19 protein-coding genes are annotated in these 19,962 nt (G+C 65.4%); 9 read left to right on the top strand and 10 right to left on the bottom strand.

From position 1 onward, the window contains the following. Positions 1-76: 76 nt before the first annotated feature. Positions 77-1,030, bottom strand: coding sequence for a hypothetical protein (locus ACVINW_RS02115; RefSeq protein WP_456756275.1), 954 nt, complete (start codon positions 1,028-1,030; stop codon positions 77-79). A gap of 446 nt (positions 1,031-1,476) precedes the next feature. Here ACVINW_RS02115 and ACVINW_RS02110 point away from each other — a divergent pair, with 446 nt between their 5' ends. Next, positions 1,477-2,037, top strand: a complete 561-nt coding sequence (locus ACVINW_RS02110; protein WP_456749771.1) for a cytochrome b — start codon at positions 1,477-1,479, stop codon at positions 2,035-2,037. A gap of 4 nt (positions 2,038-2,041) precedes the next feature. Here ACVINW_RS02110 and ACVINW_RS02105 read toward each other — a convergent pair whose 3' ends face one another. Continuing rightward, entirely contained in the window at positions 2,042-2,527 is a 486-nt protein-coding gene (locus tag ACVINW_RS02105; protein WP_456749770.1) for an Lrp/AsnC family transcriptional regulator, read from the bottom strand. A gap of 143 nt (positions 2,528-2,670) precedes the next feature. On the opposite strand from ACVINW_RS02105, the gene ald reads away from it, so the two are divergent. After that, complete coding sequence (ald, locus tag ACVINW_RS02100; RefSeq protein ID WP_456749769.1) at positions 2,671-3,786, top strand: alanine dehydrogenase; 1,116 nt, start codon at positions 2,671-2,673, stop codon at positions 3,784-3,786. A 120-nt stretch (positions 3,787-3,906) separates the two neighbouring features. Here ald and ACVINW_RS02095 read toward each other — a convergent pair whose 3' ends face one another. Further along, positions 3,907-4,677, bottom strand: coding sequence for an IclR family transcriptional regulator (locus ACVINW_RS02095; protein WP_456749768.1), 771 nt, complete (start codon positions 4,675-4,677; stop codon positions 3,907-3,909). Positions 4,678-4,820: 143 nt separating this feature from the next. On the opposite strand from ACVINW_RS02095, the gene leuC reads away from it, so the two are divergent. From leuC to ACVINW_RS02065, 6 genes are read left to right on the top strand one after another with little or no spacing between them, the layout of a single operon-like run. Beyond that, positions 4,821-6,224: a 3-isopropylmalate dehydratase large subunit gene (gene leuC / locus ACVINW_RS02090; RefSeq protein ID WP_456749767.1), complete on the top strand. Its 1,404-nt coding sequence runs from the start codon at positions 4,821-4,823 to the stop codon at positions 6,222-6,224. 1 nt (position 6,225) lies between these two features. Continuing rightward, positions 6,226-6,891 carry a 3-isopropylmalate dehydratase small subunit gene (gene leuD / locus ACVINW_RS02085; RefSeq protein WP_456749766.1) on the top strand — a complete coding sequence of 222 codons (666 nt, stop codon included), beginning with the start codon at positions 6,226-6,228 and terminating at the stop codon, positions 6,889-6,891. Beyond that, positions 6,888-8,021, top strand: coding sequence for a 3-isopropylmalate dehydrogenase (gene leuB / locus ACVINW_RS02080; RefSeq protein ID WP_456749765.1), 1,134 nt, complete (start codon positions 6,888-6,890; stop codon positions 8,019-8,021). The genes leuD and leuB overlap by 4 nt, the downstream gene beginning before the upstream one ends. After that, a complete protein-coding gene (locus ACVINW_RS02075) occupies positions 8,021-9,082 on the top strand; it encodes an ABC transporter substrate-binding protein (RefSeq protein ID WP_456749764.1) in 1,062 nt (353 codons plus the stop codon). Before leuB ends, ACVINW_RS02075 begins: the two co-directional genes overlap by 1 nt. Next, on the top strand, positions 9,079-9,912 hold the full coding sequence (locus ACVINW_RS02070; RefSeq protein ID WP_456749763.1) for an ABC transporter ATP-binding protein: 834 nt from the start codon (positions 9,079-9,081) through the stop codon (positions 9,910-9,912). The genes ACVINW_RS02075 and ACVINW_RS02070 overlap by 4 nt, the downstream gene beginning before the upstream one ends. Next, positions 9,909-10,781 (top strand): ABC transporter permease, encoded by an 873-nt coding sequence (locus tag ACVINW_RS02065; RefSeq protein WP_456749762.1) that lies wholly within the window; start codon positions 9,909-9,911, stop codon positions 10,779-10,781. The genes ACVINW_RS02070 and ACVINW_RS02065 overlap by 4 nt, the downstream gene beginning before the upstream one ends. Before the next feature lie 39 nt (positions 10,782-10,820). Here the strand turns inward: ACVINW_RS02065 and ACVINW_RS02060 are convergent, their stop codons facing one another. Then, complete coding sequence (locus ACVINW_RS02060) at positions 10,821-10,997, bottom strand: hypothetical protein (protein WP_456749761.1); 177 nt, start codon at positions 10,995-10,997, stop codon at positions 10,821-10,823. Between the two features lie 215 nt (positions 10,998-11,212). Here ACVINW_RS02060 and ACVINW_RS02055 point away from each other — a divergent pair, with 215 nt between their 5' ends. Further along, positions 11,213-11,470 carry a hypothetical protein gene (locus ACVINW_RS02055; RefSeq protein WP_456749760.1) on the top strand — a complete coding sequence of 86 codons (258 nt, stop codon included), beginning with the start codon at positions 11,213-11,215 and terminating at the stop codon, positions 11,468-11,470. A gap of 356 nt (positions 11,471-11,826) precedes the next feature. On the opposite strand, the gene garD is transcribed toward ACVINW_RS02055, so the two are convergent. The 6 genes from garD to ACVINW_RS02025 all read right to left on the bottom strand — a co-directional run bounded on the left by garD (position 11,827) and on the right by ACVINW_RS02025 (position 19,883). Then, on the bottom strand, positions 11,827-13,368 hold the full coding sequence (gene garD / locus ACVINW_RS02050) for a galactarate dehydratase (RefSeq protein ID WP_456749759.1): 1,542 nt from the start codon (positions 13,366-13,368) through the stop codon (positions 11,827-11,829). A 113-nt stretch (positions 13,369-13,481) separates the two neighbouring features. Then, positions 13,482-14,930 (bottom strand): aldehyde dehydrogenase family protein, encoded by a 1,449-nt coding sequence (locus ACVINW_RS02045; protein ID WP_456749758.1) that lies wholly within the window; start codon positions 14,928-14,930, stop codon positions 13,482-13,484. Between the two features lie 20 nt (positions 14,931-14,950). After that, positions 14,951-16,306 carry a glucarate dehydratase gene (gene gudD / locus ACVINW_RS02040; protein ID WP_456749757.1) on the bottom strand — a complete coding sequence of 452 codons (1,356 nt, stop codon included), beginning with the start codon at positions 16,304-16,306 and terminating at the stop codon, positions 14,951-14,953. A 31-nt stretch (positions 16,307-16,337) separates the two neighbouring features. Continuing rightward, on the bottom strand, positions 16,338-17,279 hold the full coding sequence (gene kdgD / locus ACVINW_RS02035) for a 5-dehydro-4-deoxyglucarate dehydratase (protein ID WP_456749756.1): 942 nt from the start codon (positions 17,277-17,279) through the stop codon (positions 16,338-16,340). Positions 17,280-17,403: 124 nt separating this feature from the next. Next, a complete protein-coding gene (locus ACVINW_RS02030) occupies positions 17,404-18,309 on the bottom strand; it encodes a LysR substrate-binding domain-containing protein (protein ID WP_456749755.1) in 906 nt (301 codons plus the stop codon). 236 nt (positions 18,310-18,545) lie between these two features. Further along, positions 18,546-19,883 carry an MFS transporter gene (locus ACVINW_RS02025; RefSeq protein WP_456749754.1) on the bottom strand — a complete coding sequence of 446 codons (1,338 nt, stop codon included), beginning with the start codon at positions 19,881-19,883 and terminating at the stop codon, positions 18,546-18,548. Between the last annotated feature and the right edge of the window lie 79 nt (positions 19,884-19,962).

The raw sequence follows: 19,962 nt of genomic DNA, 5'->3' as shown, positions 1-19,962 counted from the left end.
CTTCGTCGCTATCGCTCCTCGCAATGACGATGGTGCAAGATATCGCAGTCTCGCCGGATGAGGGAGGAGCCGTCGATCAATTCTGCGATGGTGCCGCCGCGTCGATCGTTGCGGTGTGCTGTGCTGCCGGCGCCGTGCTGACGGTCGCCGGCGTTGTGCTCACGATCGCGGGCTCGGTGCGGTAGCGCGGCAATTGGTCCTCGAGCGAATAGCCGACGCAGAGCGCGAGGCTCGACCACACCGCCATGCTGAAATACAGCGACATCCAGGCGATCTCCTCGCGCCACTCGGCGATGTCGTGGGTCACGACCCAGCGCCGGCTGACGTCGCGCAGGCCGTCGAGCGGATGCAGCAGCCTGCCGCCGGCGGCGCGGTTGGCGCGCCAGCGGTTCAGGTACATCGGAACGTCGACGGTCATCAGGAAGGCGAGGAAGCCGGCGATGCCGACGATCGCGACGATGAAGGCCCAGCGCACCGGACCCTGAAACTCCGGCAGCAGCCGGCACAGCGCAATCCCGACCAGGAAGAACACCACGGCCCAGATCGAGTTCTCGATCGCGTTGCAGAGATAGTGCGTGGTCAGCACCGCATACCAGGAGAAGCATTCCGCGATCACGATCAGCGGCACGATGATCCAGGCGATGGTCACGGTGGTCTCGGCGCCGGTCATGGTGCCGAGCTGATGCAGGATGATCGCCCATTGCGCGGCGAAGCAGACCTCTGCGACGGTGGCGACGCTGCGGCCGACCATGACGCTCGACAGCCAGTGGTCGAATAGGCAGATGCGCTGCACGTCGGCGCGCGGCAGCACCGAACGGAAGGCGCAGCCGAACACATAGGCCGCGCACAGCAGCATCATCAGGCCGATGCCGGAGGTGTTGCTGAAGCTGCCATTGGCCTGCTCATGGAACTGGCGGTACAGCGCGAACCAGACCGTGATGTTGACGGCGCTGACGAGGCTCAGGAAGCCCCACCACCGGACCACTGGATTTGACCAAGCCAGCGAAACCGGCCGCGCCCGCCACTCCATGCTCATTCACCGCTCCGCGTGTAACCGAATTGATATCGAACTGTAGCAATTCTGTCATAGAAGGCGGCGAATCACGACTAAAAAATGCGTGTGGCGCAGGCTCCGATTGTGACAGTGCGGCGTGGCCCGAAGGCTTTGTGACAGTGCGTGGCTCGGCGTTTGTGACAGTGAGCGCTTGGCGCGCGGCAACCTCTTTCGTCATTCCGGGATGCGCCGAAGGCGCAGGCCCGGAATCCATCGGGCCGCCGTGTTGCGGTTGAATGGATTCCGGGCTCGCGCTTCGCGCGCCCCGGAATGACGAGGGGAGAGAGTCGGGGTCCTCCCGCCTTCGCGATCGTGATCGAATATGACGCCGGCGCCGGTAGGCAGGCTCGCTCCGATCCTCTATTGAACGGCTTCCTTTTTCGGGCCGACCCCCCCGGGCTGGCTTCAAGCGAAGGCGCCTCGTGATCTCGGAAGCCACGGCCAGCTACGATCCGCTGCTGCGGAAAATTCACTGGGTAACCGCAGTGCTGTTCATTGCGGCGATGCTGATCGGGCTCTATTGCGGGCTGCAGCCGGCCGGCACGTCGCCGCGGCGCGAGCTGCTCGATGTGCACAAGTCGCTCGGCGTCACCCTGTTCTTCCTGGCGATCCTGCGGCTGATGGTGCGGGCCGCGACCACGGCGCCGCCGGAGCCGGGCTCGTTCTCACCGCTGGTCAGGCTCGCGGCACGGCTCAATCACTGGGCGCTCTACGCCATCCTGTTCGTGATGCCGGTGACCGGATACATGTTCTCGTCGGCCGGCGGCTATTCGCTGCGCTATTTCTGGACCTTCAGCTGGCCGCGCCTGTTTGCCGACAACAAGGCGGTTGCGGAGGCGGGCGAGCTGGCGCACGGCCTGCTTGCGTGGTTCGTCTATGCCGTGGTCGCGCTGCATATCGCCGCGACGCTCTGGCATGTCCTTGTCAAGAAGGATGAGACGCTGGCGCGGATGTGGCCGCGCGCGAGCCGCGAGCCGTCTTGAGCGCTTAGCGCAGCGCGGTTTCCGGAATGGTCCGGCGAACCACCTCGCGCATCGCGAAGCTGGAATGGATGCGGGCGACACCCGGCATTCGCGACAGATGCTGCTTGTGGATGCGCTCGAAGTCGGCGATGTCGCGGGCGATGACCTGCAGATGATAATCGTCGCTGCCCGACATCAGATGACAGGACACCACATCGGGACAACGCGCGATCGCGGCCTCGAACGCTGCGAGATAATCCTCGCTCTGCTTCTCCAAGGTGATGGTGACGACGACGGTTGTCACGAGGCCGAGCGCTGACGGTTCGAGGTCGACGCGGTAGCCGCGGATCACGCCGATCTCCTCGAGATGGCGGATGCGCCGCGCGCAGGCGGTCGGCGACAGCCCAACCTTCTCGGCGAGCTCGATCTGGCTGGCACGGGCGTCAGTGACCAGCTCGGCGAGGATTCTGAGGTCGATACGATCGAGACCGTCCACGCAGTTTTCCTTCAAGAGCTGACCTGAAAGTGGAGGATATGAGCGTATTTGGCTGTGAGCAAGCCGGAAATCGCTGAGAAACGCCGTGCGCCGGGGCATAGCCTCAAGCCTAACGAAAACCAATCTTTCAAGAAAACCAATCTTTCAAGGAGCGGACCATGCGCGTCGGCGTGCCCAAGGAAATCAAGGTCGAGGAATATCGGGTCGGGCTGACGCCCGCCTCGGTGCGGGAATATGTGGCGCACGGCCACGAGGTCGTGGTGCAGCGTGGTGCCGGCGCCGGCATCGGCGCCGGCGACGACGCCTATACCCAGGCCGGCGCGCGGATTGCCGACACCGCCGAAGAGGTGTTCTCGGTCGCCGAGATGATCGTCAAGGTAAAGGAGCCGCAGCCGTCGGAATGGATCAGGCTACGTGAGGGCCAGATCCTGTTCACCTATCTGCATCTCGCGCCCGACGTGCCGCAGACCGCGGGGCTGATCGCCTCCGGCTGCACCGCGGTCGCCTATGAGACCGTGACCGACGCGCATGGCGGATTGCCGCTGCTCGCGCCGATGAGCGAAGTCGCCGGCCGGCTGGCGATCGAGGCCGCGGGCGCCGCGCTGCGCAAGTCCGCCGACGGCATGGGCAAGCTGCTCGGCGGCGTGCCCGGCGTGCCGCCCGCGCGGGTTGCGATCATCGGCGGCGGCGTGGTCGGCACCCATGCGGCGCGGATGGCCGCAGGCCTCGGCAGCGATGTCACCATCCTCGACCGCTCACTGCCGCGGTTGCGCGCGCTCGATGATCTCTTCATCGGCCGCGTCCGCACCCGCTACGCGACGCTGGAGGCGATCGAGCAGGAGATCGTCGCCGCCGACGTCGTGATCGGCGCGGTGCTGGTGCCCGGCGCCGCCGCGCCGAAACTGGTGTCGCGCGCACAGCTTGCCGGCATGAAGCGCCGGGCGGTGCTGGTCGATGTCGCGATCGACCAGGGCGGCTGCTTCGAGACCTCGAAGGCAACCACGCACCAGGCGCCGACCTATCTGGTCGACGACATCGTGCATTATTGCGTCGCCAACATGCCGGGCGCGGTACCCGTCACCTCGAGCCACGCGCTCAACCACGCCACCCTGCCGTTCGGCCTGGCGCTGGCGTCGAAGGGGCTGCGCGCGCTGGTCGAGGATCCGCATCTACGTGCCGGCCTCAACGTCCATCGCGGCCGCATCACCAACCGCGCCGTCGCCGAGAGCCAGCATCTCGCGGCCGTGATGCCGGAGGAAGCACTGGCGTCGTAGCGTGGGAAGGAGAACTCCAACCCCTTCACAAACTTCGTAGCCCGGATGGAGCGACGCGCAATCCGGGGCCAATCTTTCTGCGGAGGGATTGACCCCGGATTTCGCTTCGCTTCATCCGGGCTACGGAGCTGCGTCTGTCAATTCCTTCAGCCGGCTCTGCATGACTTCGATGATGTGCGCGCGCTTTGCCGCGATCCGTTCGATCGGACCGCCGATGCCGATCGCCAGCGGAGCGCGTCGCTTCGGCAGCGGAACAAGCATGCCGATCGTGCTTGCGCCCGGCGTCGTGCGGCCGCCTGTCTCGGAAAAGCCGCGGCGGCGAATGCGCTCGATCTCTTCGAGAAAGGCCGCTTCGCGAACCCGCGCCGGCTGATTGGGCTCCTCGGCGTTGTTGCGCCGGATGATGCCGCGGATTGTGGTGTTCGGCATTTGGCTCAGCAGCACGTGTCCGAGCGCGGTCCGGACCATCGGTCGTATTTGACCGGCATGTGCCGTGTACTGAAGCTGGGAGCCGCCGGGGACAACGTGGAGATATTGCATCCCCGCGGCGCCGGCCTGTTGCCCGAGCATGACGGTTTCGCCGCCCGTTGCGGTCCAGAGCTCCTCCATCAGGTCGGTGAGCTTTTTGTCGCGGAACGGAGAACGACGGATCCAGTCGCCCAGCAGATTGACCCGGTAGCTCGGGATGAAGCGACGGGTCTTTCGTTCGTATTCGAGATAGTTCAATTCAACGAGACTGCGGAGCAGCATCGACGTGCTCGATTGCGGCATCTTGAGCGCGGAAGCAATTTCGGTCACGGACGCTGCCCGCTTGGTTTCCCGAAAGAACTCCAGAACTGCAAACACCCGCATGGCCGATTTGACAATCGCCGTCTTATTCGCGTTCGGCATGGCTGTCTCCGCGGCGGGTCATACCGCACCTCCATCACATATGTGATGTTAGGCCGAAACTGCTTCACTTGACGACAACTTTGGCACAGATTGACGCCAACAAGATCAAGACGCATGGAAACGCAGAGAGCAGGGGAAGGCGGATGCCCGGCCGAAGTTTGCTCGAGAAGATCTGGGACCAGCATGTCATTGCTCGTTTGAGCGACGACACGGACCTCCTTCATATCGACCGCCATCTGCTGCACGATCTCGGCGGCTCGCGCGGCCTGCTCGATCTCAAGAGCCGTGGCCTCAAGGTTCACAATCCCGAACTGACATTCGCGACGCCGGATCACGCGCTGTCGACGGCGCCCGGCCGCGCCGGGACCAGCAAGATCGGCATGGAGTTGCTGGCCGCGCTGCGGGTCGAGACCGCGGCGAGCGGGATCAAACTGTTCGATGTCGATCAGCCCGGTCAGGGCATCGTTCACGTCATCGGGCCCGAACTCGGCCTCAGCCTGCCGGGCGCGACGATCGTCTGCGGCGATAGCCACACCTGTACCCATGGCGGCTTGGGCGCGCTTGCCTTCGGCATCGGATCGAGCGAGCTCACGCATGTGCTGGCGACACAGGCGCTGATCCAGAAGCGTCCGAAGACGCTGCGCGCGCGCTTCGAGGGCAAATTGCCGCTCGGTGTCACCGCCAAGGACATGATCCTGGCGCTGATCGGCCAGATTGGCGCTGCCGGCGGCACCGGGTATGCAGTCGAATATGCCGGGAGTGCGATCCGCGCGCTGCCGATCGAGGGAAGGTTGACGATCTGCAACCTCTCGATAGAGCTCGGCGCCAAGATCGGCATGGTTGCGCCGGACGAGACAACGTTCGAATTCCTGCGCGGCCGTCCCTATGCGCCGCAAGGCGAGATGTGGGATCTCGCGGTCAAAGCGTGGCGCGAACTGCCGAGTGATCCCGACGCGGTGTTCGACCGCGAGGTCGTGATCGATGTCGAAAAGATCATCCCGCAGGTGACCTGGGGCATCAGCCCCGAGCACGTCGTCGGCGTCGACGGCATCATTCCCGATCCGAAGGCGGTCGACGATCCCGCACAGCGCGCCGCGATCGAGACCGCGCTCGAGTATATGGGCCTGCAAGGCGGCGCACCGATTGCCGGCACACCGGTCGACTGGGTGTTCATCGGCTCCTGCACCAACAGCCGCTTGAGCGATCTGCGCGCCGCGGCCGAGGTTGCGCGCGGCCGCAAGGTCGCGGCCGGCGTCCGTGCCTGGGTGGTGCCGGGCTCGGAGAACGTCAAGCGCGAGGCGGTCGCCGAAGGGCTCGACAAGATCTTCATCGATGCCGGCTTCGAGTGGCGCGAGCCGGGTTGCTCGATGTGTCTTGCCGCCAACGGCGAGGTGGTGGCGCCCGGGCAGCGCTCGGTCTCGACCTCGAACCGCAATTTCGTCGGCCGGCAGGGGCCGCGGGCACGGACGCATCTGGCAAGCCCCGCGAGTGCGGCGGCATCTGCGATTGCCGGCGCGATCGCCGATGTCAGGATGATGGGGCGCTAAGATGCCAAAGCCGTTCGACAAGCTCACCGCAACGGCTGCGCCGATCATGCGCAGCAATATCGATACCGACGTGATCATCCGCATCGAGCGTTTGGTCGGAAATGGAATCCGCGGCACGCTCGGCAAATGGGCATTCGGCTCGCTGCGCTATCTGCCCGACGGCTCGGAGAATCCGGAGTTCATCCTGAACCGCGAGCCGTACCGGGAGGCGGAGATCCTGGTGACCGGACCGAATTTCGGCTGCGGCTCGTCGCGCGAGGGCGCGGTGTGGTCGCTGCAGGAGCGCGGCATCCGCGCCATCATCGGCTCCGGCTTCGGCGACATCTTCTTCGCCAACTGCTTCCAGAACGGAATTTTGCCTGTTGTCCTCGACAAGGCGGTGGTCGATCAGCTCGCCGCCGATATCGAGGCGACGCAGGGCGCGGGCAAGGTCTCGATCGACCTCGAGGCGCAAACCATCGTCTCGCCCTCGGGTGCGCGGTATTCGTTCGAGATCGACCCGCGGCGGCGCGAGGGACTGTTGAAGGGGCTCGACGAGGTGGCGCTGACATTGCAGCGCGACGACGAGATCCACGCCTTCCAGGCTTCCGACCGCACCGCGCGGCCCTGGATTCATTCGACCAAGACACCTGCGACAAGGACACCTGCTTCGGGGATATCCGCATGAGCACGCAATCCAACATGGTCAAGGTCGCCGTGGTCGGCGGCGAGGGCATCGGCCCCGAGGTCACCGCGCAGTCGCGCCGTGTGCTCGACTGGTTCGCGGCGAAGCGTAACGTGCCGATGACCTTGCGCGAGGCGCAATACGGCCTGATCCCGTATCTGGCGACCGGCAAGGTGCTCCCCGAGGATACGGCAGAAGCGATGGACGAGGCCGACGCCATCCTGTGGGGCGCGACCGGCGGGCCGGAAACGACCGAGGTGCCGGCGGCGGCACGCAAGGCCGGCAGCCTTCTAGGCCTGCGCAGCAAATACGATCTCTACGCTAACTTAAGGCCGATCATGGCGAGCCCGGCGCTGTCGGCATCGGCGCCGCTGAAAGCCGAAGTGCTCGACGGCGTCGACTTCGTCATCATCCGCGAATTGACCAGCGGCATCTATTTCGGCGAGCCGCGCGGCATCGAGACCTTGCCCGACGGCCAGCGCCGCGGCTTCAACACCGAGCAATACACCACCAACCAGGTCCGCCGCGTGGCGCGCTCGGCGTTCGAGCTGGCGCGGACCCGGCGCAACAAGGTCTGCTCGGTCGACAAGGCCAATGTGCTGGAGACCAGCGTGGTGTGGCGCGAAGAGGTGATCAGGCTGCACAAGGAGGAGTTCTCCGACGTCGAGCTCACCCACCTCTATGTCGACAATGCCGCGATGCAGATTGTGCGCGAGCCGCGCCAGTTCGACGTGATGGTGACCGGCAACATCTTCGGTGACATCCTGTCGGATTGCGCGGCGATGGCCTCGGGCTCGCTCGGCATGCTGCCGTCGGCCTCGCTCGGCCCGGTCGATCGCTTCGGCCGGCGCAAGGCACTGTACGAGCCGGTGCATGGCAGCGCGCCCGATATCGCGGGCAAGGGCATCGCCAATCCGCTCGGCTCGATCCTCAGCGTCGCGATGCTGCTGCGGTTGACCTTGAACCGGCCCGAGGATGCCGACCTGCTGGAGCAGGCGGTGCAGACCGCGCTTGCTTCCGGCGCGCGGACCGCCGACATTGCTGAGGCTGGCGCGAAGAAGCTGTCGACCGTCCAGATGGGCGATGCGGTGCTCAGCGCGCTCGACAAGATCTCGGCCAGGGAGCACGCCTGATGGCAGATGTCGCCATGCCCAACATTTCGCGGCGATCGGCCCTGACGGTGATCGCCGCGGGTGGCGCGGCGCTGGCGACGGGGCGGGCATGGGCACAGGCGGCCGCGGGACGGGCGATCTATCCGGTCGCGGTGCCGGTCTATCAGACGCAGTTCGTGGCCGACCGCATCGGCTTCTTCAAGGAGGCCGGGCTCGACTGCAAGCTGGTGCAGGGCGGCAGCGGCGTGAAGACCCGCGAGATCATCGCCTCGTCGCAGGGCGACATCGGCATCGGCGACGTCACCCATCCGATGCAGCTGACCAATCACGGCCGCGCCGCACGCGTGCTGCTGCCGGTCGACACACGGTCGAACTCGGTGATGTTCATCCTGCGCAAGGACCTGAAGGACCAGGGCATCAACACGCTGGAAGCGTTCGCGCAATGGAAGCGGCCCGACGGCCGCAAGCCGATCGTCTCGGTGTCCTCGCTCGGCGGCACCAACCATGTCTGGGCGTCCTACTACATGGAAACCATGGGGCTCGACGACAAGGTGACCTGGATCGGCACCGGCAATGTCGACACCATGCTGGGGTCGCTGAAGTCGAAGCAGGTCGACATCCTGGTCTCTTCGCTGTCGCTGCTGAACGAGGCGCAGCAGCAGGGCTGGGGCGAACTGCTGTTCGACGGCACCGACGAGGCGATCTGGAATAAGCATATCGGCGGCAAGGTGCCGGTGACGGCCCATTTCACCCTGCAGGCCACCATCGACAAGGACCCGGCCAAGATGCAGGCCTATGTCACCGCGCTGTGGCGCGCCTCGCAATGGATCAAGGCGCACAAGCCGGCGGAGGTCTATGAGGCGATCGAGCCCTATGTCGGCAGCACCTCGCGCGACGCCAATCTGCTGGAGATCACGGCGATCCAGAAAGTCGCGGACTATGAGGGCATTGTCGACGCGGCGAGCTTCGCGCGCGGCGAGAAGGTCTGGTTCCGCGAGATGACCGGCATCAAGCCGCTCAAGATCGCCGACGTGGTCAACTCCAACCTGATCGAAGCGGCACGAAAGGCCTATCCGGGTTGAGCGCGCTCGAGACGAGCGCACCCGTGTCGCCGCGCGCCGCGGCCGAGCGCCGCGTCGAGGTCCAGGGGCTGAGCAAGTCGTTCCAGCTTGCCAAGACCACCATCGAGGCGGTGCGCGACGTGACGTTCGGCGTGCGCCGCGGCGAGTTCGTCGCGCTGCTCGGGCCGTCGGGCTCGGGCAAGAGCACCGTGCTCAACATGATCGCCTCGCTGATCCGCCCGAGCGGCGGCGAAATCCTGATCGACGGCAAGCGCGTCGTCCCCGGCAGGGCGACGCCGGATGTCGGCTATGTCTTCCAGCGTGACACGTTGTTTCCGTGGCGGACCGTCGGCGACAATATCGGCTACGGCTTGGAGTTGTCCGGCGTGCCGGCGCACGAACGGAAAGAGCGCATCGCCGAATGCGTCGCGCAGGCCGGCTTGAAGGGATTCGAGAACGCCTATCCGTCGGCGCTGTCGGGCGGCATGCGGCAGCGCGCGGCGCTGATGCGGACCCTGATCGTCGAGCCGCAAATCCTGCTGATGGACGAGCCGTTCGGCGCGCTCGACACCCACACCAAGATCGACATGCACGAGGTGCTGCTGCGGATCTGGGAGCGCGAGCAGCAGACCGTGCTGTTCGTGACCCACGATCTCGGCGAGGCGCTGACCCTGGCCGACCGCATCATCCTGTTCTCGGCGCGGCCGGGTCGCATCAAGGACATGTTCGAGGTCGATTTCCCGCGTCCGCGCGATGCGGTGAAGGTGCGCGAGACACCGCATTATGCCGAGCTGTTCCAGCACATCTGGCACTCGCTCGGCGAGGAATTCGTCAAGGGCCGTAGCGCATGAAACGGTACGGCACGCTCGGCACCATCGGCTGGCAGGTCCTGATCTGCGCCATTGTGCTGTCGGTCTGGCAATGGGGTTACGACCTGCGCGGCAAATTGCCGTGGCTGGTGCCGGATCTGCTCGATCCGTATTTCATCTCGAAGCCGTCGATGATCTACGAGAATTTCCTGATCCAGAGTTGCCTGACCTCGAAGCTCGGCGTCTTCAACGGCTGGTTCAATGGCGATTTCGCAAAATGCCTGGCGCGCAACGAGAACAATCTCTGGGCGGCGACGGCGATCACCCTGAAGAACACCTTCTTCGGCTTCGTCACCGGCGTGGTCTCCGGCTTCGTTGCCGGGCTGATCCTCGGGCGATCCGACCGGCTCAGCGCGATCTTTCAGCCCTTCATCACCGCGGTGAATTCGATCCCGCGGATCGCGCTGGCGCCGATCATCGTGCTGGCGTTCGGGATCGGCGACATGTCGAAGATCGTGACCTCCTGGATCGTCGTCGTGTTCCTGGTGTTCTTCAACACCTTCGAGGGCGCGCGCTCGATCGACGAGGGTTTTACAAATGCCGCGCGGCTGCTCGGCGCCAGCGAGTGGCAAATCACCCGCACCGTGGTGATCCCCTCGACCATGGCCTGGGTGTTCGCCTCGCTGACGCCGGCGATCTCGTTTGCGCTGATCGGCGTGATCGTCGGCGAGTTCATCGGCGCCGAGCGCGGTATCGGCCGGCTGATCATCGAGTCCGAGGCGCGCGGCGAAGCCTCGGGGATGATGGTCGCGGTGGTGGTGCTGATGCTGGTCGGCGTCGTGCTGTCGGCGATGATCTGGCGGCTGCAGGCCTATCTGTTGCGCTGGCAGCGGCAGCGCAGCGCCGAATAGCAGAGGCCCGCGGCGGTGTCTGCCGCCACGGGCCTTCATTCACGCTGCGGTTTCCGACGGCGAGGTCTCGCCGTCGAGCCAATCCTGCTCCTTGGCGAGCGCCCGCCAGGCCGCCTCCATGCGCTTGAAGCGGTTGTAGGTCGGATCGTCGGCGGCGCGCTCGGCAAGCTGCGCGCAGTTCTCCGCATTGTTGAGGAATTGCTGCGATTGCTTCATGGAATGTCCTCCTGTTGATAACGACGTGGGACAGCAAATCCGTCAATTCAACGTGGGGAACTATGAGCATTTCGCCACACAGGTGAACGCCTGTTCAGCAGAGTTCCCTGCGCCAAAATCCGCACCGACGTGAGCATCTGCGGCAGCACCGACGTAGGAACACTATGTCGCACCCGGCGTTCGTCTCTCGTCGCAACTGGAGGAGGAGAGACATCATGAGGAAATATCTGTTCGCCGCGGCCATGGTGACCGCCATCGCATGGCCCGCGCTCGCCGATGAAATCGGTGTTCGTGCAGGTCCCGTCGGCGCCGGCGTGACCGTCGGCCAGGCGCCCGAGTATCGGGACCGCGATCGTGACCGCACCACCGTGATCAAGGAGCGCGAGCCGCGCAGTGACCGCACCACCGTCATCAAGAAGCAGGACGAGTTCGGTAACCGCAGCAAGACCGTCATTCATCACGACGACGACTGACGACGATCGGACCGATTCGGAACGAAGATGAAAATCCGCCGTCGACCTCGTCGCGGCGGATTTTTTCCTGTCCTGGTGAGAGGTCTAGCTCGCGGACAGCACGGTCGTTCGATCCTCCCGGCGTTCGCTGGCGATGCGGCTGCGGCATTCCGCAGCGAATGCGCGCAATCGCTCAACGGTCAGCGGATCCATAGCCGTGCGCGCCAGACGCTCGGCTCGGTCGGCTTCATCCTTGAGATGGTCAATTGTCCGGCTCATGGTTGCCTCCATGCCCAGACAATTTGAATCGAATTGTGGCGTTCCCCGGCCTCTGGAGGCGTGGCTAACGGACGGTTAATTCGCCTTCCGAGCGTGCCTCAGGTCACCGGTGCGGGATTGAACAGCGTCAGATCGTTGTGGATGCCCCACCTGTCCGACCACGGCTTGGTCCGTCCGCTCGCGACGTCGAGGATCAGGCGGAACAGGTCCCAGCCGGTTTCCTCGATGGTCTTCTCGCCGGTCGCGATGCAGCCGGCGTCGAAATCGATCAGGTCCTTCCAGCGCCGCGCCAGCTCGCTGCGGGTCGCGACCTTGATGACTGGGGCGGCGGCGAGGCCATAGGGCGTGCCGCGGCCGGTGGTGAACACCTGCAAGGTCATGCCGGAGGCGAGCTGCAAGGTGCCGCAGATGAAGTCGCTGGCAGGCGTCGCCGCAAACAGCATGCCCTTCTGCCGCGCCTTTTCGCCGGGCGACAGCACGCCCGCGATCGGGCCGGAGCCCGACTTGACGATCGAGCCCAGGGATTTCTCGACGATGTTGGCAAGCCCGCCCTTCTTGTTGCCCGGCGTGGTGTTGGCGCTGCGGTCGGCGCCGCCGCGGGCGAGATAGGCGTCGTACCATGCCATCTCGCGGATCAGCGCGCGGCCGACATCCTCGTTGACGGCGCGGCGCGTCAGCAGCTGGATCGCGTCGCGCACCTCGGTGACTTCCGAGAACATCACGGTCGCGCCGGCGCGCACCAGCAGGTCCGCCGCGAAGCCGACCGCAGGGTTGGCAGTGACGCCGGAGAACGCATCGCTGCCGCCGCATTGCAGGCCGATCACGAGATCGGCGGCCGGGCAGGTCTCGCGGGTGCGGGCGTTGAGCACCTTCAGCCGCGCCTCGGCCTGGGTCATGATCGCCTCGACGATGGCGCCGAAGCCGTCGAAGGCTTCGTCCTGCATCCGCACGATGGCATCGCCGACGCCCTCCGGCACCAGCCGTTCCGGCGCGAGCTTCTCGCAGCCGAGGCCGATGACCAGGATCTCGCCGCCGAAATTCGGATTGAGCGCGAGGTTCTGCAAGGTGCGGATCGGCACCACGGCATCGGGTGCTGTGATCGCGACGCCGCAGCCATAGGCATGGGTCAGCGGCACGACGTCGTCGACATTGGGATATTTCGGCAGCAGCTCGGCGCGGATGCGCTTCACCGCATATTCCATCGTGCCCTTGACGCATTGTACCGAGGAGGAGATGCCGAGGATGTTCTTGGTGCCGACCGAGCCGTCGGGATTGCGAAAGCCCTCGAAGGTAAAGCCTTCGAGCGGCGGCAGCGCCGGCGGCACCGCGGTTGCGATCTCGAGCTGATCGAGCGGCGGCGCGTCCGGCATGCGGATGCGCGCTTCGTCGACCCATTCGCCGGCCAGGATCGGCGAGATCGCATGGCCGATCACCTCGCCGTAGCGGATGATCGGCGCGCCCTCGGCGATGTCTTGCAGCGCGGTCTTGTGGCCCTGCGGCACGAAGGCGCGCAAGGTCAGGCCCGAGGCGAAGCGGGAGCCTGCGGGCAGGCCGAAATCATTCACGACGATCGCGACATTGTCGCGTTCGTTGAGCTTGATGTAGCGGGGCTGCTCCTGCGCGCCGATCGACTGGTCCATGGGGGCTCCCGCTATTTTGTAAACTTTGTACGATGGGTAGAGCGTAGCGAAACCCATCATTGCGCCTTGCAGAAAGTCGATGGGTTTCGCTGCGCTCTACCCATCCTGCGATCTCAACCCGGATAGGTGTAGGCCGTCTTCACCGTGGTGTAGAACTCGCGGGCATAGGAGCCCTGTTCGCGCGCGCCGTAGCTCGAGCCTTTGCGGCCGCCGAACGGCACGTGATAGTCGACGCCGGCGGTCGGCAAATTGACCATCACCATGCCGGCCTCGCTGTTGCGCTTGTAATGCGAGGCGTATTTCAGGTTTGTAGTGCAGATGCCAGACGCAAGGCCGAACTCGGTGTCGTTGGAGATCGCCAGCGCCTCCTCATAATCCTTGGCGCGGATCACGCAGGCGACAGGGCCGAAGATCTCCTCGCGGGCGATCCGCATCTGGTTGGTCGCCCCGGTGAACAATGCGGGTTGCAGATAGAAGCCGGGCGTCTCGCGGTTCAGCAACTCGCCGCCCCAATGCAGGCGGGCGCCTTCGTCCTGGCCGATCTTGATGTAGCGCAGATCCTGATCGAGCTGGCTCTGGTCGACCACCGGGCCGACATGCACGCCGCTCTTCAGCGCGTCATCCACCGAAAGCCCCTTCATGCGCTCGGTCATCGCATCGACGAAGCGGTCATGAATGCCTGCGGTGACGATCAGGCGCGAGGACGCCGTGCAGCGCTGGCCGCTCGAGAAATAGGCGCCGTTGACGGCGACTTCGACCGCGACCTTGACGTCGGCGTCGTCGAGCACGACCAGCGGATTCTTGCCTCCCATCTCGAGCTGGAACTTCTTCATCGGGTTGGAGAGCACGCAGGCCTGCGCGATCTTGCGGCCGGTCTGCACCGAGCCGGTGAAGGAGATCGCGGCGACATCGGGATGGTCCAGCAGGGTCTGGCCGACCACGGAGCCCGAGCCGATCACGAGGTTGAACACGCCGGCGGGAATGCCGGAGCGGGCGATGATCTCGGACAGCGCGTGCGCGGAGCCCGGCACCAGCTCGGCCGGCTTGAACACGACCGTGTTGCCGTAGCACAGCGCCGGCGCGATCTTCCAGGCCGGGATCGCGATCGGAAAATTCCACGGCGTGATCATGCCGACGACGCCGACCGGCTCGCGGGTGATCTCGACATCGAGACCGGGACGCACCGACGCGCCCTTCTCGCCCATCAGCCGGAGCGCCTCGCCGGCGAAGAACGCAAAGATCTGTCCGGCGCGCGCCACCTCGCCGATGCCCTCGGGGAGCGTCTTGCCTTCCTCGCGCGCCAGCAGGCGGCCGAGCTCTTCCTTGCGGGCGAGGATTTCGACCGAGATCCTGGTCAGCGCGTCAAAGCGCTCCTGCGGGGTCGAGCGCGCCCAGGCCGGGAAGGCGGCCTTCGCCGCGGCGATCGCCTTTTCGGTCTGCGCCCTGTCGGCTCTGGCGTATTCGCCGACCACGTCCTTGGTGTTGGAGGGATTGATGTCCCGCGTAATGCTGGTTCCGTCGACCCATTCGCCGGCGATGAAGTTCTTCTGGTGAGCGGTCATGTTTCTCTCCAACTTTCTTGTTAGCGCACGAGGCAGGGACGCTTGTCGTCGAAGGTCCAGCCCGGGATCAGGAACTGCATGGCCAGCGCGTCGTCGCGGGCGCCGAGACCATGCTGCTTGTATAGCGCGTTCGCCGCCTCAATGGCACCGCGATCGAGCTCGATGCCGAGGCCCGGCCGGTCCGGGATCGCGATCTTGCCGCCCTTGATCTCTAGCGGCTCCCGCGTCAACGCCTGGCCGTCCTGCCAGATCCAGTGGGTATCGATCGCGGTCACCTTGCCCGGCGCGGCGGCACCGACATGGGTGAACATCGCCAGCGAAATATCGAAATGATTGTTGGAGTGCGAGCCCCAGGTCAGGCCGTTGTCGCGGCAGGTCTGCGCCACCCGCACCGAGCCCTGCATGGTCCAGAAATGCGGATCGGCGAGCGGAATGTCGACCGCCCCGAGCCGCAGCGCGTGAGAGAGCTGGCGCCAGTCGGTCGCGATCATGTTGGTCGCGGTCGGCAGCCCCGTGGCGCGGCGGAACTCGGCCATGATCTCGCGGCCGGAGAATCCGGCTTCGGCGCCGCAGGGATCCTCGGCATAAGCGAGCACGCCATGCATGTTGCCGCACAGTCGGATCGCCTCGTCGAGCGACCAGGCGCCGTTCGGGTCGAGCGTGACGCGCGCCTTGGGGAAACGCTTGGCAATCGCGGCGACGGCTTCGATCTCGGCTTCGCCCGCGAGTACGCCGCCCTTCAGCTTGAAATCGGCGAAGCCGTAATGCGCCTGCGTGGCTTCGGCGAGGCGCACGATCGCGTCCGGCGTCATCGCCACCTGATGGCGCAGATTGAACCAGTCGGGCTTGCCGGTCTCGCCCTCGACGTAAGGAAGGCTGGTCTTCTTGCGATCGCCGACGAAGAAGAGATAGCCGAGCGTCTCGACTTCATTGCGCTGCTGGCCTTCGCCGAGCAGCGCTGCGACCGGGAGGTTGAGATGCTGGCCGAGCAGATCGAGCAGCGCTGATTCCACCGCGGTGACCGCGTGGATGGTGACGCGCAGGTCGAAGGTCTGCTTGCCGCGGCCGCCGGCGTCGCGATCGGCGAAGGCCCGGCGCATCGAGGCCAGGATGTTGTTGCACGCTCCGATGGTCTGGCCGACCACGAGGTCGCGCGCGTCCTCCAGGGTTTTCTTGATCTTCTCGCCGCCCGGCACCTCGCCGACGCCGGTATGGCCGGAGTTGTCGGTGAGGATGACGAGGTTGCGGGTGAAGAACGGTGCGTGTGCGCCGCTCAGATTGAGGAGCATGCCGTCGCGGCCGGCGACCGGGATCACCTCCATCGCCGTGATCACGGGGGCGCCGGCAAAGCCGGTGCGGATCGCGTCTTGAATCATCTGCTCCTCCCTTCGTGCCTTGCCGTTCGGCTTATTCCGCCGCCTGCCGGGTCGCGGCCTGCGGCAGCTTCGCCACCAGCGCCGCGAGCTCGGCGATCTCCTGCGCGGTGAGATCGGTGAGCGGCGGGCGCACCGGGCCGGAATCGCGGCCGATCACCTTCATGCCGGCCTTGATGATCGACACCGCATAGCCCTTCTTGCGGTTGCGTATCGCGATCAGCGGCAGGATGAAATCCTTCAGTCCTGCATGGACGGTCTGATGATCGCGCCGGCGCACCGCGGCGTAGAACTTGGTGGCGAATTCCGGCACGAAGTTGAACACCGCCGACGAATAGGTGGTCACGCCCATGTCGAGATAGGGCAGCGCGAAGGTTTCCGCGGTCGGCAGGCCGCCGATATAGGTCAGGCGGTCGCCGAGCCTGGTGTAGACCCGGGTCATCAGCTCGATGTCGCCGATGCCGTCCTTGTAGCCGACGAGGTTCGGGCAGCGCTCGCAGAGGCGGGCCAGCGTATCCGGCTGCAGGATCGCATTGTCGCGATTGTAGACGATGACGCCGATCTTGACTGATGAACAGATAGCCTCGACATGCGCGGCGAGGCCGTCCTGCTCGGCATGGGTGAGATAGGGTGGCAGCAGCAAGAGGCCGTCGGCGCCGGCCTGTTCCGCGCCAACAGCGATCTCGCGCGCGATCGCGGTGCCGTAGCCCGTGCCGGCCAGCACGGGAACACGGCCCTTGGTCTCGTCGACGGCGATCTTCACGACCTCTGGCACTTCAGCCGGGGTCAGCGAGAAGAATTCGCCGGTGCCGCCGGCGGCGAACAGGCCGGCGACGTCATAGCCGCACAGCCAATCCATGTTGGCGCGGTAGGTCGCCTCGTCGAACGAAGTGTCAGGCTTGAACGGGGTCACGGGGAAAGACAGGAGGCCGCTGCCGATTCTCGCGGCCATCTCCTGCGGGGTCATCTTGCTCATGGCGCCACTCCTTGAATGATGTTGGGAAGGATGCGCGAGCAGCGCGCGTCCATGGCCGGGTTTCTAGGGAATGGTTCGATGCGCGTCCAAGCCAAACGCGGTATCGAGCGATGCCAACTCTGCATCAATCTCCGCGCAGCTGCGGCGCTGCGATTTCGGTTGCGATCTCGATCAGGGACGGCAGCAGCTGGTTCTCGTGATCGCGCCGCCACACCATGAACAACTCGACCGGGACCGGCGTGCGCAGCTTCAGCGGCTTCAATCGAACATCAGATATCTTTAGGCTGGCGGCGGCCTCCGGCACGATCGCGATGCCGAGCCCGGCGCGCACCATGGCGAGGATCGAGTGGATCTGGCTGAGATGCTGCACATAGCGCGGCAGCACGTCGGCGCGCGTGAACATCGACACCAGGAGATCGTGGAAGTAGCGCGCCTCGTAGGGCGAATACATCACGAAGGGCTGGTCGTCGAAATCCTTGATGCTGACGGCCTCGGCTGCGGCCAGCGGATGCTTCTTCGGGATCGCGGCGAGCAGCGGCTCGGCCACGACGCGGCGGCTGGCGAATTCCGGCCGTGCGATCGGCGGACGCAGCAGGCCGACATCGATCTGGCCTGTCGTGAGCGCCTCGAACTGTTCGCCGGAGACCATCTCCTTCAGCGAGAAATCCACCTCGGGCAGGCGGGAGCGGGCGGCTGCGATCAAATCGGGCAGGAAGCCGTAGGCGGCCGCCGCCGTGAAGCCGATCTTGAGCGAGCCGGTCTTGCCGAGCGCGATGCGGCGGGCGACCTGCGAGGCCGACTCGGCGAGCTTGAGGATCCGCCGCGCCTCCGGCAGGAAGCTGCGGCCTGCCGGCGTCAGCCGCACCGAGCGGCTGGTGCGCTCCAGGAGCGGCGCGTCGATGATGTGTTCCAGCACCTGGATCTGCCGGCTCAGCGGCGGCTGCGTCATGTTGAGCCGCGTGGCGGCGCGGCCGAAGTGCAACTCCTCGGCCACCGTGACGAAACAGCGGAGCTGGTTCAGGTCGAACATCGATGCTAGCCTGGAATGGATCGCCTTAGGATTTGTCCGTTCTAGCATCGATGCCTCCCACTGGCCAAGAAGACAAAGACGGCGGCCGAAGCCGCCGTTTTGGGTTTGTGCCGAACTCCATCCCCGTCATTGTGAGCGAAGCGAAGCAATCCATCGCGCGGCATATGCCGAAGCATGGATTGCTTCGTCGCTGTCGCTCCTCGCAATGACGGGGCGATAGACATGGGCGGCCTTGCTCAGGCCGCCTTCAGCTGCACCCGCTTGATCTCGCCGACGATGAACAGGTAGGCGATCGCCGCGACCAGCGCGTTGGCGCCGACGAACACCAGCGCGCCGTTGAACGAGCCGGTGGCGGCGAGGATGTAGCCGATGATGATCGGCGTGGTGATCGAGGACAGATTGCCGAAGGTGTTGAACAAGCCGCCGGAGACGCCGCCGGCTTCCTTCGGCGAGGTGTCGGAGACCACGGCCCAGCCGAGCGCGCCGATGCCCTTGCCGAAGAAGGCGAGCGCCATGAAGCCGACCACCAGCGCCTGGCTGTCGACGTAGTTGCAGGCGATGATCGCCATCGACAGCAACATGCCGCCGACGATCGGGATCTTGCGCGCCATGGTCAGCGAGCCGGTGCGGCGCAGCAGGCAGTCCGAGATCACGCCGCCGAGCACGCCGCCGACGAAGCCGCACAGCGCCGGCAATGTCGCGACGAAACCGGCCTGCAGGATCGAGAGCCCGCGCTCCTTCACCAGATAGACCGGGAACCAGGTCAGGAAGAAGTAGGTCAGGGTGTTGATGCAGTACTGGCCGATATAGACGCCGAGCATCATGCGGTTGGCGAGCAGTTGGCGGATGTGGTCCCAGCTCGGGCCGGAGTCCTGCGTCTTGCCGGCCTTCGCCGCATCCATGTCGACCAGCGCGCCACCCGCTTTGATGTAGTCGAATTCGGCCTCGTTGATCCCGGGATGGTCCTTCGGCTCGTAGATCGTCTTGATCCAGACGATTCCCATGACGATGCCGAGCCCACCCATCACGTAGAAGACGTGGCTCCAGCCATATGTGTGCGCGATCCAGCCCATCAGCGGCGCGAAGATCACGGTGGCGAAATACTGCCCGGAATTGAAGAAGGCCGATGCGGTGCCGCGCTCATTGCCGGGGAACCAGGAGGCGACGATGCGGGCATTGGCCGGAAACGACGGCGCCTCGGCGATGCCGACCAGGAAGCGCAGACCGAACAGCAGCACCACGGCCGCGCCGGCGGAGAGGAACCCGACCAGGCCCTGCATCGCGGTGAAGATCGACCAGACGATGATGCCGATGGCATAGACCCATTTGGAGCCGAAGCGGTCGAGCAGCCAGCCGCACGGCACCTGGGCGATCACATAGGACCAGCCGAACGCCGAGAACACGTAGCCCATCGCGACGGGATCGAGATGCAGTTCCTTGGAGAGGGCGGGGCCGGCGATCGAGAGCGTGGCGCGGTCGGCATAGTTCACGGTGGTGACGAGAAACAGCATCGTCACGATCAACAACCGGACGCGGGATCGCCGCACGTCGGTGGCGGACACAATTGCGCTCATTCGCGCCTCCTTGGAAATTTCCTCGGGGTCTGTCCTAGAGAGGTGACGACAATGGGTCCAAGCCGAAACGGGTATTGAT

The organism is Bradyrhizobium sp. USDA 4461 (assembly GCF_054055655.1).
The sequence above is the reverse complement of the archived record's forward strand: the minus strand, read 5'-3'. Positions and strand labels throughout refer to the sequence as shown.